Raw genomic sequence first — 13414 nt, forward strand, 5'->3', positions numbered from 1 at the left:
TCGGAACTTACCCGACAAGGAATTTCGCTACCTTAGGACCGTTATAGTTACGGCCGCCGTTTACTGGGGCTTCAATTCAATGCTTCTCCGAAGATAACATCTCCTCTTAACCTTCCAGCACCGGGCAGGTGTCAGGCCCTATACGTCATCTTACGATTTTGCAGAGCCCTGTGTTTTTGATAAACAGTCGCCTGGACCTTTTCACTGCGGCCAGCTTGCGCTGGCGACCTTTCTCCCGAAGTTACAGGTCTATTTTGCCTAGTTCCTTAGCCATGAATCTCTCGAGCGCCTTAGGATACTCTCCTCGACTACCTGTGTCGGTTTACGGTACGGGTACTAATAATCTAAGTTTAGAAGCTTTTCTTGACAGCCCTTAGGCACACTATCTCGTTGTCCGAAGACTCAAAGTACTATCGCATTTCTCCAAGTTCGACGCATTTTACTATCAAACCTATAGGTACGTGCTTCAACGAACTATTCCGTCAGTTCGCGGTGCTTTCATCACTGTGTCACTCCATCACAATTATCAGTAGTACGGGAATATTAACCCGTTGGCCATCGACGTCCCCCTTCGGGTGTGCCTTAGGTCCCGACTAACCCTCAGCTGATTAGCATAGCTGAGGAAACCTTAGTCTTACGGCGGGGGTGTTTCTCGCACCCCTTATCGTTACTTATGCCTACATTTTCTTTTCTAAAAGCTCCAGCAATTCTCACAAATCACCTTCTGCGCCGTTAGAATGCTCCCCTACCACTCACGCAACTAAATGCGCAAATCCATAGCTTCGGTAGTATACTTATGCCCGATTATTATCCATGCTCGATCGCTCGACTAGTGAGCTGTTACGCACTCTTTAAATGAATGGCTGCTTCCAAGCCAACATCCTAGCTGTCTGGGCAATCAAACCGCGTTTTTTCAACTTAGCATACATTTGGGGACCTTAGCTGATGGTCTGGGTTCTTTCCCTCTCGGACATGGACCTTAGCACCCATGCCCTCACTGATGATTATCATTACTTAGCATTCGGAGTTTGTCAGGAATTGGTAGGCGGTGAAGCCCCCGCATCCAATCAGTAGCTCTACCTCTAAGTAACTATCGATCATCGCTGCACCTAAATGCATTTCGGGGAGTACGAGCTATTTCCGAGTTTGATTGGCCTTTCACCCCTACCCACAGGTCATCCGAAAACTTTTCAGCGTTAAACGGTTCGGTCCTCCATTTAGTGTTACCTAAACTTCAACCTGCCCATGGGTAGATCACACGGTTTCGCGTCTACCACTACTGACTAAAGCGCCCTATTAAGACTCGCTTTCGCTACGGATCCATGACTTAATCACTTATCCTTGCCAGCAACGGTAACTCGTAGGCTCATTATGCAAAAGGCACGCCGTCACCCCACTAAGGGGCTCCGACCGCTTGTAGGCGTATGGTTTCAGGATCTGTTTCACTCCGTTATTCACGGTTCTTTTCACCTTTCCCTCACGGTACTGGTTCACTATCGGTCTCTCAGGAGTATTTAGCCTTAGCGGATGGTCCCGCCAGTTTCAATCAGGGTTTCACGTGCCCCGACCTACTCAGGATACCACTATTCTTATCTTCTCTTACTTATACGGGACTATCACCCTCTTTGGTTTACCTTTCCAGGTAATTCTAATTAAATCCGCAAGAAATCTCGTGGTCCTACAACCCCAAAATTGCCGTAACAACTTTGGTTTGGGCTTTTCCGCGTTCGCTCGCCACTACTTACGGAATCACTTTTGTTTTCTTCTCCTCCGCCTACTTAGATGTTTCAGTTCAGCGGGTTCGCCTCCATATTGGATAGTATGTCTTCAACATACTGGGTTGCCCCATTCGGATATCTACGGATCAATTCGTGTGTGCCAATCCCCGTAGCTTTTCGCAGCTTATCACGTCCTTCTTCGCCTCTGAGAGCCTAGGCATTCCCCATACGCCCTTATTTTGCTTATGTGCTTACAATTCTTTCGAATCGTACTTTCTATATATTTCTATATATTTCTATATCTTTTTTATTCTTTCTAACTGTTTTGTTAGTTAAGTTTTATCAATATGTCAATGAACTTGTGGACTTCTGTCCTAGTGGAGAATATCGGAGTCGAACCGATGACCTCCTGCGTGCAAGGCAGGCGCTCTAGCCAGCTGAGCTAATCCCCCGTATCTAGTGTTTGGTTAACAGCTTACAGTTAACAGTAACTTTTGGGCGGTTAGTTTAACCTCTAGTATTTCCTTATCGAATTAGTAAATTAGTAGTCCCGGGCAGACTCGAACTGCCGACCCCTACATTATCAGTGTAGTACTCTAACCAGCTGAGCTACGAGACTCTGTATTACTTAATTCTTTTTTTCTATTTTTGGTATTAACAGCGAGAGCAAAGTATCATACTTCTATAATTATTCTCTAGAAAGGAGGTGTTCCAGCCGCACCTTCCGGTACGGCTACCTTGTTACGACTTAGCCCTAGTTACTAGTTTTACCCTAGGCAGCTCCTTGCGGTCACCGACTTCAGGTACCCCCAGCTTCCATGGCTTGACGGGCGGTGTGTACAAGGCCCGGGAACGTATTCACCGGATCATGGCTGATATCCGATTACTAGCGATTCCAGCTTCATAGAGTCGAGTTGCAGACTCCAATCCGAACTGAGACAAGCTTTGGAGATTCGCATCCTGTTGCCAGGTAGCTGCTTTCTGTACTTGCCATTGTAGCACGTGTGTAGCCCAGGACGTAAGGGCCGTGATGATTTGACGTCATCCCCACCTTCCTCACGGTTTGCACCGGCAGTCTTGCTAGAGTCCCCGCCTTAACGCGCTGGTAACTAACAATAGGGGTTGCGCTCGTTATAGGACTTAACCTGACACCTCACGGCACGAGCTGACGACAACCATGCAGCACCTTGTAAATTGTCCGAAGAAAAATCTGTTTCCAAATCTGTCAATCTACATTTAAGCCCTGGTAAGGTTCCTCGCGTATCATCGAATTAAACCACATGCTCCACCGCTTGTGCGGGCCCCCGTCAATTCCTTTGAGTTTCATTCTTGCGAACGTACTCCCCAGGTGGGATACTTATCACTTTCGCTTAGCCACTCAGTCCGAAAACCGAACAGCTAGTATCCATCGTTTACGGCGTGGACTACCAGGGTATCTAATCCTGTTCGCTCCCCACGCTTTCGTTCATCAGCGTCAATAAATACGTAGTAACCTGCCTTCGCAATTGGTATTCCATGTAATATCTAAGCATTTCACCGCTACACTACATATTCTAGTTACTTCCATACTATTCAAGTCAAACAGTATCAATGGCCGTGTCTTAGTTAAGCTAAGAAATTTCACCACTGACTTATCTGACCGCCTACGAACCCTTTAAACCCAATAATTCCGGATAACGCTCGGATCCTCCGTATTACCGCGGCTGCTGGCACGGAGTTAGCCGATCCTTATTCTTACAGTACCGTCAAGTCCCTACTCGTAGGGAGGTTTCTTCCTGTACAAAAGCAGTTTACAATCCATAGGACCGTCATCCTGCACGCGGCATGGCTGGTTCAGAGTTGCCTCCATTGACCAATATTCCTCACTGCTGCCTCCCGTAGGAGTCTGGTCCGTGTCTCAGTACCAGTGTGGGGGATCTCCCTCTCAGGACCCCTAATCATCGTTGCCTTGGTATGCCGTTACCACACCAACTAGCTAATGATACGCATGCCCATCTTATACCGATAAATCTTTATTATCAATACGATGCCATATCGATAAACCATGGAGCATTAATCCGAATTTCTTCGGGCTATTCCCCTGTATAAGGTAGGTTGCATACGCGTTACTCACCCGTGCGCCGGTCTCAAAAAAGCAAGCTCTTTCTACCCCTCGACTTGCATGTGTTAGGCCTGCCGCTAGCGTTCATCCTGAGCCAGGATCAAACTCTTCATCGTATATTTTTAATTTCGTAAATTAAAAAAGTATAATTCCAAATCTTGCGATTTGCCTTACTCTCTTATTTGTATGCTGTCAATCCAATATGTTTATGAACGTGTCTTCTTATTTCTAAGTCTCACTTGTTTTTCAAAGCGAGTGCAAAAGTAGAACTTTATTTTTTACAATCCAAATAAATTTGAATATTTATTTAAAGTTTTTCCTTTTTCAGTAAAATTTGTAGATAAAAAATCCTCGCTAGAAAATCAGCGAGGATTTCTAAAGAAAGGCGGCGACATACTCTCCCACTGGTTAGCAGTACCATCTGCGCTAGCGGGCTTAACTTCTCTGTTCGAAATGGATAGAGGTGAGCCCCGCTGCAATAACCACCTTAAATCGGTTGTTACTTTAACGTAACTAATATTTTTAACTATATTGATATTATAACTTAACTATACTTTAGAAAGTTGCCCTCCCCTTGTATTTAAACAAGGGGAGATTCACATAAGCTTACGGGTTATTAGTACTACTCGACTTTGACATTACTGTCTTTACATCTATAGCCTATCAACGTTGTAATCTCCAACGACCCTTTAAAGAAATCTCATCTTGTGGTGGGTTTCGCACTTATATGCTTTCAGCGCTTATCCCTTCCCAACGTAGCTACTCTGCGATGCCCCTGGCGAGACAACAGATGCACTAGAGGTTGGTCCAATTCGGTCCTCTCGTACTAGAATCAGATCCACTCAAATTTCTAACGCCCACAGTAGATAGAGACCGAACTGTCTCACGACGTTCTGAACCCAGCTCGCGTGCCACTTTAATGGGCGAACAGCCCAACCCTTGGGACCTTCTCCAGCCCCAGGATGTGACGAGCCGACATCGAGGTGCCAAACCCCCCCGTCGATATGAGCTCTTGGGGGAGATCAGCCTGTTATCCCCGGCGTACCTTTTATCCTTTGAGCGATGGCCCTTCCATGCGGAACCACCGGATCACTATGCTCTACTTTCGTACCTGTTCGACTTGTTAGTCTTTCAGTCAAGCTCCCTTATACCATTGCACTCTACGCACGGTTACCAAGCGTGCTGAGGGAACCTTTAGAAGCCTCCGTTACTCTTTTGGAGGCGACCACCCCAGTCAAACTACCCACCAAGCAATGTCCTCCTTACACAAGGAGTTAGATCTCAAATAAGCAAAGGGTGGTATTTCAACAATGACTCCACAACGCCTAGCGACGCCATTTCACAGTCTCCCACCTATCCTACACATCACTTATCCAAGAACAATACTAAGCTATAGTAAAGGTGCACAGGGTCTTTTCGTCCCACTGCGGGTAATCGGCATCTTCACCGATACTACAATTTCACCGAGCTCATGGCTGAGACAGTGTCCAGATCGTTACACCATTCGTGCAGGTCGGAACTTACCCGACAAGGAATTTCGCTACCTTAGGACCGTTATAGTTACGGCCGCCGTTTACTGGGGCTTCAATTCAATGCTTCTCAACAATTACTCATCGATAACATCTCCTCTTAACCTTCCAGCACCGGGCAGGTGTCAGGCCCTATACGTCATCTTACGATTTTGCAGAGCCCTGTGTTTTTGATAAACAGTCGCCTGGACCTTTTCACTGCGGCCAGCTTGCGCTGGCGACCTTTCTCCCGAAGTTACAGGTCTATTTTGCCTAGTTCCTTAGCCATGAATCTCTCGAGCGCCTTAGGATACTCTCCTCGACTACCTGTGTCGGTTTACGGTACGGGTACTAATAATCTAAGTTTAGAAGCTTTTCTTGACAGCCCTTAGGCACACTATCTCGTTGTCCGAAGACTCAAAGTACTATCGCATTTCTCCAAGTTCGACGCATTTTACTATCAAACCTATAGGTACGTGCTTCAACGAACTATTCCGTCAGTTCGCGGTGCTTTCATCACTGTGTCACTCCATCACAATTATCAGTAGTACGGGAATATTAACCCGTTGGCCATCGACGTCCCCCTTCGGGTGTGCCTTAGGTCCCGACTAACCCTCAGCTGATTAGCATAGCTGAGGAAACCTTAGTCTTACGGCGGGGGTGTTTCTCGCACCCCTTATCGTTACTTATGCCTACATTTTCTTTTCTAAAAGCTCCAGCAATTCTCACAAATCACCTTCTGCGCCGTTAGAATGCTCCCCTACCACTCACGCAACTAAATGCGCAAATCCATAGCTTCGGTAGTATACTTATGCCCGATTATTATCCATGCTCGATCGCTCGACTAGTGAGCTGTTACGCACTCTTTAAATGAATGGCTGCTTCCAAGCCAACATCCTAGCTGTCTGGGCAATCAAACCGCGTTTTTTCAACTTAGCATACATTTGGGGACCTTAGCTGATGGTCTGGGTTCTTTCCCTCTCGGACATGGACCTTAGCACCCATGCCCTCACTGATGATTATCATTACTTAGCATTCGGAGTTTGTCAGGAATTGGTAGGCGGTGAAGCCCCCGCATCCAATCAGTAGCTCTACCTCTAAGTAACTATCGATCATCGCTGCACCTAAATGCATTTCGGGGAGTACGAGCTATTTCCGAGTTTGATTGGCCTTTCACCCCTACCCACAGGTCATCCGAAAACTTTTCAGCGTTAAACGGTTCGGTCCTCCATTTAGTGTTACCTAAACTTCAACCTGCCCATGGGTAGATCACACGGTTTCGCGTCTACCACTACTGACTAAAGCGCCCTATTAAGACTCGCTTTCGCTACGGATCCATGACTTAATCACTTATCCTTGCCAGCAACGGTAACTCGTAGGCTCATTATGCAAAAGGCACGCCGTCACCCCACTAAGGGGCTCCGACCGCTTGTAGGCGTATGGTTTCAGGATCTGTTTCACTCCGTTATTCACGGTTCTTTTCACCTTTCCCTCACGGTACTGGTTCACTATCGGTCTCTCAGGAGTATTTAGCCTTAGCGGATGGTCCCGCCAGTTTCAATCAGGGTTTCACGTGCCCCGACCTACTCAGGATACCACTATTCTTATCTTCTCTTACTTATACGGGACTATCACCCTCTTTGGTTTACCTTTCCAGGTAATTCTAATTAAATCCGCAAGAAATCTCGTGGTCCTACAACCCCAAAATTGCCGTAACAACTTTGGTTTGGGCTTTTCCGCGTTCGCTCGCCACTACTTACGGAATCACTTTTGTTTTCTTCTCCTCCGCCTACTTAGATGTTTCAGTTCAGCGGGTTCGCCTCCATATTGGATAGTATGTCTTCAACATACTGGGTTGCCCCATTCGGATATCTACGGATCAATTCGTGTGTGCCAATCCCCGTAGCTTTTCGCAGCTTATCACGTCCTTCTTCGCCTCTGAGAGCCTAGGCATTCCCCATACGCCCTTATTTTGCTTATGTGCTTACAATTCTTTCGAATCGTACTTTCTATATATTTCTATATCTTTTTTATTCTTTCTAACTGTTTTGTTAGTTAAGTTTTATCAATATGTCAATGAACTTGTGGACTTCTGTCCTAGTGGAGAATATCGGAGTCGAACCGATGACCTCCTGCGTGCAAGGCAGGCGCTCTAGCCAGCTGAGCTAATCCCCCGTATCTAGTGTTTGGTTAACAGCTTACAGTTAACAGTAACTTTTGGGCGGTTAGTTTAACCTCTAGTATTTCCTTATCGAATTAGTAAATTAGTAGTCCCGGGCAGACTCGAACTGCCGACCCCTACATTATCAGTGTAGTACTCTAACCAGCTGAGCTACGAGACTCTGTATTACTTAATTCTTTTTTTCTATTTTTGGTATTAACAGCGAGAGCAAAGTATCATACTTCTATAATTATTCTCTAGAAAGGAGGTGTTCCAGCCGCACCTTCCGGTACGGCTACCTTGTTACGACTTAGCCCTAGTTACTAGTTTTACCCTAGGCAGCTCCTTGCGGTCACCGACTTCAGGTACCCCCAGCTTCCATGGCTTGACGGGCGGTGTGTACAAGGCCCGGGAACGTATTCACCGGATCATGGCTGATATCCGATTACTAGCGATTCCAGCTTCATAGAGTCGAGTTGCAGACTCCAATCCGAACTGAGACAAGCTTTGGAGATTCGCATCCTGTTGCCAGGTAGCTGCTTTCTGTACTTGCCATTGTAGCACGTGTGTAGCCCAGGACGTAAGGGCCGTGATGATTTGACGTCATCCCCACCTTCCTCACGGTTTGCACCGGCAGTCTTGCTAGAGTCCCCGCCTTAACGCGCTGGTAACTAACAATAGGGGTTGCGCTCGTTATAGGACTTAACCTGACACCTCACGGCACGAGCTGACGACAACCATGCAGCACCTTGTAAATTGTCCGAAGAAAAATCTGTTTCCAAATCTGTCAATCTACATTTAAGCCCTGGTAAGGTTCCTCGCGTATCATCGAATTAAACCACATGCTCCACCGCTTGTGCGGGCCCCCGTCAATTCCTTTGAGTTTCATTCTTGCGAACGTACTCCCCAGGTGGGATACTTATCACTTTCGCTTAGCCACTCAGTCCGAAAACCGAACAGCTAGTATCCATCGTTTACGGCGTGGACTACCAGGGTATCTAATCCTGTTCGCTCCCCACGCTTTCGTTCATCAGCGTCAATAAATACGTAGTAACCTGCCTTCGCAATTGGTATTCCATGTAATATCTAAGCATTTCACCGCTACACTACATATTCTAGTTACTTCCATACTATTCAAGTCAAACAGTATCAATGGCCGTGTCTTAGTTAAGCTAAGAAATTTCACCACTGACTTATCTGACCGCCTACGAACCCTTTAAACCCAATAATTCCGGATAACGCTCGGATCCTCCGTATTACCGCGGCTGCTGGCACGGAGTTAGCCGATCCTTATTCTTACAGTACCGTCAAGTCCCTACTCGTAGGGAGGTTTCTTCCTGTACAAAAGCAGTTTACAATCCATAGGACCGTCATCCTGCACGCGGCATGGCTGGTTCAGAGTTGCCTCCATTGACCAATATTCCTCACTGCTGCCTCCCGTAGGAGTCTGGTCCGTGTCTCAGTACCAGTGTGGGGGATCTCCCTCTCAGGACCCCTAATCATCGTTGCCTTGGTATGCCGTTACCACACCAACTAGCTAATGATACGCATGCCCATCTTATACCGATAAATCTTTATTATCAATACGATGCCATATCGATAAACCATGGAGCATTAATCCGAATTTCTTCGGGCTATTCCCCTGTATAAGGTAGGTTGCATACGCGTTACTCACCCGTGCGCCGGTCTCAAAAAAGCAAGCTTCTTCTACCCCTCGACTTGCATGTGTTAGGCCTGCCGCTAGCGTTCATCCTGAGCCAGGATCAAACTCTTCATCGTATATTTTTAATTTCGTAAATTAAAAAAGTATAATTCCAAATCTTTGCGATTTGCCTTACTCTCTTATTTGTATGCTGTCAATCCAATATGTTTATGAACGTGTCTTCTTATTTCTAAGTCTCACTTGTTTTTCAAAGCGAGTGCAAAAGTAAAAACTTATTTCGAATTAGCAAAACTTTTCAAGAAAATATTTTTCTTTATTTTTTCGCTCAACTCCCGTTTTTACTGAAGCGGACTGCAAAGATACTACCTTATTTTTCACTTATGCAAATTTATTTTTGTAAATTTTTTAAAGCTTATTTTCTAGTCGCTCTTGCTTCACTTTTTGTTTATGATCGTCTGCCTCTAGAGTCGTTATCACTTCTCTAATGCGGATGCAAAAGTAGTATCTTTTCCCTTACTTCCAAACTTATCTTTGCCTTTTTTTAAAGGTTTTTGAAAACTATTTCATAACTCTCTATTATATCACCTTTTACGAGAGAAAGTTTTTTTGTCTTTTTTTAATAGCTATAGTCTTGAGACATCTCTATACTATATATACGTAAAGAGCAGTACTTAATATTGTACTCTATTATATATATATAATAATTGAGAATATACCTTTTTATACCCTTTCTATCTATTTATAGATGTTACTTTATCCTATACGGATCAACGTTAAAAGTTGGGGAGGAAAGTGTAAAATAATATCTTTGTGCTATGATGGATAGCCAAGAAATACTAAAACTAATCTTACCTACTTACTTAGTAGAACACTTCAATATTACTAAAGTAGAAGAATTAGAGACCAAACTACATATCTACTTTGAAGAGAAGAATGATTACGGAAATCAATGTGCTGAAAGACAGCTTATTTCTAAAGGTTTCCATAGTATGATTACTATTGAAGACTTCCCGTTACGAGGTAAATCAGTTAAACTACACGTACAACGTCGTCGTTGGACAGATAAACAAACAGGAGAAATTATATCACGTGATTGGAATATCATCGCAGAAGGAACACGAATGACTACAGAGTTTTCGGAGTTCTTAAAAAAAATTGGCCGATACTAAAGTACTTAGCTGTAAGGCTATTGGTGAATTATTTGGGGTTAAAGGAGAGAAGTTTCAACGCCAATACAAACATAAAACTAGTGGTTTCAAACAATGGGATCAACAAGAACATGCACAAGACTGGCTACTCTACCCAGAAAATATAACTGAACAACTCTCCATAGACGAAGTATGTTTATCTATGGGAGAATTGTACACTATACTGACTTCTAAAGCAGGTAAAGGTCAGAAAAAGACCATTGTAGCGATAGTTAAAGGAACAAAATCAGATACTGTAATAAAGCATCTATCTAAACTACCTAAAAAATTTAGAAATAAAGTTACCGAGATTACTTTAGATATGGCAGGGGCTATGAAACAGATAGCTAAGAAGTGCTTCCCTAAAGCTGTGCAAGTAATTGATCGTTTTCATGTACAAAAGCTTGTAAGTGAAGCTGTACAAGATATTAGAATAAAATATAGATGGGCTGAGCTTGACGCTGAGAACACTGCTGTTTTAAAGGCTAAGGAAGAAGGCATTATATATAATCCTGAAATACTTAGTAATGGAGATACTAAGAAGCAACTTTTAGTTCGCTCACGTTCTCTACTTTATAAAAACCAAATTAATTGGACATCTGACAACAAGAAAGAGCTAAGATACTATTTGAATTATACCCAGAGATTAAACAAGCCTATCTACTTGCTAATAACCTTAGACAGATATATAATCTACAAATAGATAAAGAAATAGCTATGACTAAGCTAGCTCATTGGTTTAATGATATTGAAAAAGCTTCACTCAAACACTTTAGTACTGTTTTAAAGACTTTTAATGTACACTATAACGAAATCATCAATTACTTTATTAATAGAAGTACAAATGCTTCTGCGGAATCATTTAATGCCAAAATTAAATACTTCCGTATGATGTATAGAGGTGTTAGAGATAAGAAGTTTTTTCTTTTTAGATTAACTAAACTTTTTGCGTAGTCCCCAACTTTTGTCACTGATCCCCTCTTTCTTGAACCAATATTGAAGAGCTATTGTAGCACTCTTGAAGGGGGTTAACTTATGATGACAATAAAAAAGCCCTAGACTATATAGACTAAGGCTGTAGGTAATACATTCTTTAATGAAAAAAGCTCTTGCCTACTGACAAGAGCTCTATTCTATAATTATTTTTCTTCTTTAAAGGATTCAAGCATTGAACAATCATTCTCTTATATACCTCAATATATAGTATATCATAGATATTCTAGAAAAGCGAAAAGCGATACCTATTAGATATCGCTTTTCAAATCCCCTTAAAAAGTAAATTTCTTTACTTGTATTCTTGTTTTTAAAATTCCATAACCTAAACGGTTATAAGAAAAAAGCCAGTCAATGACTGGCTTCTCTGCTCCCCCTCTTGGGCTCGAACCAAGGACCCTCTGATTAACAGTCAGATGCTCTAACCAACTGAGCTAAGGAGGAAGGTGATGTCTTACCTTTATTGCGATGCAAATATAATACGATTTTTCATTTCTGCAAACACAACAAGCATTTTTTTTATATTTTTTTCATCTAATTAAAAATTGCCTTATAAATATCATTCCCATTCGCGAATAACAATAATGCAATAAGTATGAAGAATCCTACCATCTGAGCGTTACCCAAGAATTTATCACTTGGCTTTCTTCCAGAGATCATCTCGTACAATAAAAAGATAACATGCCCACCATCTAAAGCAGGGATTGGTAATAAGTTCATAACCCCTAACATGATAGATAACATCGCTGTAATACTCCAGAACACTTGCCAGCTCCAGAACTGAGGGAAGATATCATAAATCGCTTTAAACCCTCCTACTCCTTTATAAGCACCTGTTTCAGGTTGTACAATTTTCTTTAACTGTCCGAAATAACTCATGATTCTATCTTTCCCCATGTGTAACCCTGCAGGAATAGCTTCTGCTAAAGAGTATTGCTCTCTACTGATCTCATATAGTCCTAATTTTTGCAAATTATCAAATGGCAAAGCAGGAGCATAATATGTCTCTATCTTACCTTCTTGATTTACCTTTACATCAACAGTCGTATCTTTTCCATCGCGATTCACTACAACAGCAACAGTCTTTCCTTTGTTTTCTTCTAACACATTGCTCACCATATCAAAGAAAGGTGTTTCTACCCCATTAATAGACTTCACAATATCTTTAACCATTAATGTACCTTCATTAATAGAGTTTTCACCAAATCCTGCTACAATAAAAGGAATACGCAGTCCTATGAAACCATTTCCTTTGTTCTCTGTAATTTGTCCTAAGAAGTCAACAGGCAACTGTACATGCTCTACCACACCAGCACGTTCTACTTCAATATCTTTCCCCATAAGGATTGCTTCTGGCAGACTATTAAACTTCACAATCTCCTTTCCATCAACCTTCAATACCTTGTCTCCCGTTTTTAGACCAGCGTCTTCTAAGATAGGATTCTGAACCCAGATTCCGCTCTTTACATCTTTATTAGCAATATATGACTCACCATACGCATAAGCCATCCCAATATAGATAACAAAGGCTAAAATAAAGTTCACCGTAACTCCACCTAACATAATGATCAAACGTTGCCAAGCTGGTTTAGATCTAAACTCCCATGGTTGTGGCTCACCAGCTAATTGGTCTGTATCCATGCTTTCGTCCACCATACCAGATATTTTTACATACCCTCCTAATGGCAACCACCCAATACCATAAACAGTATCTCCTATTTTCTTTTTAAACAAAGAAAACTTAACATCAAAAAATAAGTAAAACTTCTCGACACGTGTTTTAAAAAGTTTAGCAGGAATAAAATGCCCTAACTCGTGTAAGATAATTAACAACGACAAACTCAATAAGAATTGAGATAATTTAATAAGTATATCCATTTTTATTTTTTACAGACTCTAATATTATTCAGACAAAAGTAAAATATTACTTTAACTAATCTCACTTTTTTTTAAATCAAGGTTTAAATTATCAATTCTTTCACATAAATAACAAGATAAACAAAGTGTAATAAAGCTAAAAAGCACTTCACATATTATTTCAAAGCAATTCTATTTATTAAATTATTATTTAGAAAAGCTAATA

2 protein-coding genes, 5 tRNA genes, 5 rRNA genes and 1 pseudogene (1 of these 13 cut by a window edge) are annotated in these 13414 nt (G+C 42.4%); 2 read left to right on the plus strand and 11 right to left on the minus strand.

What is annotated here, in order from left to right:
- The 9 genes from BK054_RS04780 to BK054_RS04820 all read right to left on the minus strand — a co-directional run.
- Positions 1–1967: ribosomal RNA gene (locus BK054_RS04780) — 23S ribosomal RNA — on the minus strand (it extends 917 nt beyond the left edge of the window).
- Between the two features lie 129 nt (positions 1968–2096).
- Positions 2097–2170: transfer RNA gene (locus BK054_RS04785), tRNA-Ala, on the minus strand.
- A gap of 93 nt (positions 2171–2263) precedes the next feature.
- Positions 2264–2337 (minus strand) — tRNA-Ile (locus BK054_RS04790).
- Positions 2338–2417: 80 nt separating this feature from the next.
- A 16S ribosomal RNA gene (locus BK054_RS04795) occupies positions 2418–3935 on the minus strand.
- A gap of 264 nt (positions 3936–4199) precedes the next feature.
- Positions 4200–4309 (minus strand): 5S ribosomal RNA (gene rrf / locus BK054_RS04800).
- A gap of 106 nt (positions 4310–4415) precedes the next feature.
- Positions 4416–7309 (minus strand): 23S ribosomal RNA (locus BK054_RS04805).
- A 119-nt stretch (positions 7310–7428) separates the two neighbouring features.
- Positions 7429–7502: transfer RNA gene (locus BK054_RS04810), tRNA-Ala, on the minus strand.
- A gap of 93 nt (positions 7503–7595) precedes the next feature.
- Positions 7596–7669: transfer RNA gene (locus tag BK054_RS04815), tRNA-Ile, on the minus strand.
- 80 nt (positions 7670–7749) lie between these two features.
- Positions 7750–9267, minus strand: a 16S ribosomal RNA gene (locus BK054_RS04820).
- The 16S, 23S and 5S rRNA genes sit together here with 4 tRNA genes alongside, the layout of an rRNA operon.
- 699 nt (positions 9268–9966) lie before the next feature.
- Here BK054_RS04820 and BK054_RS04825 point away from each other — a divergent pair.
- A complete protein-coding gene (locus BK054_RS04825) occupies positions 9967–10320 on the plus strand; it encodes a hypothetical protein (RefSeq protein ID WP_006260368.1) in 354 nt (117 codons plus the stop codon).
- Positions 10307–11292 (plus strand): annotated as a pseudogene (locus BK054_RS04830) (ISL3 family transposase). Before BK054_RS04825 ends, BK054_RS04830 begins: the two are co-directional and overlap by 14 nt.
- 409 nt (positions 11293–11701) lie before the next feature.
- On the opposite strand, the gene BK054_RS04835 reads toward BK054_RS04830, so the two are convergent.
- Positions 11702–11775 (minus strand) — tRNA-Asn (locus BK054_RS04835).
- 90 nt (positions 11776–11865) lie between these two features.
- Positions 11866–13209, minus strand: a complete 1344-nt coding sequence (gene rseP, locus BK054_RS04840) for an RIP metalloprotease RseP (RefSeq protein WP_006258035.1) — start codon at positions 13207–13209, stop codon at positions 11866–11868.
- Positions 13210–13414 lie beyond the last annotated feature (205 nt).

The organism is Myroides sp. ZB35, assembly GCF_001865835.1.
In the GTDB taxonomy this organism is placed as follows: domain Bacteria; phylum Bacteroidota; class Bacteroidia; order Flavobacteriales; family Flavobacteriaceae; genus Flavobacterium; species Flavobacterium odoratimimum.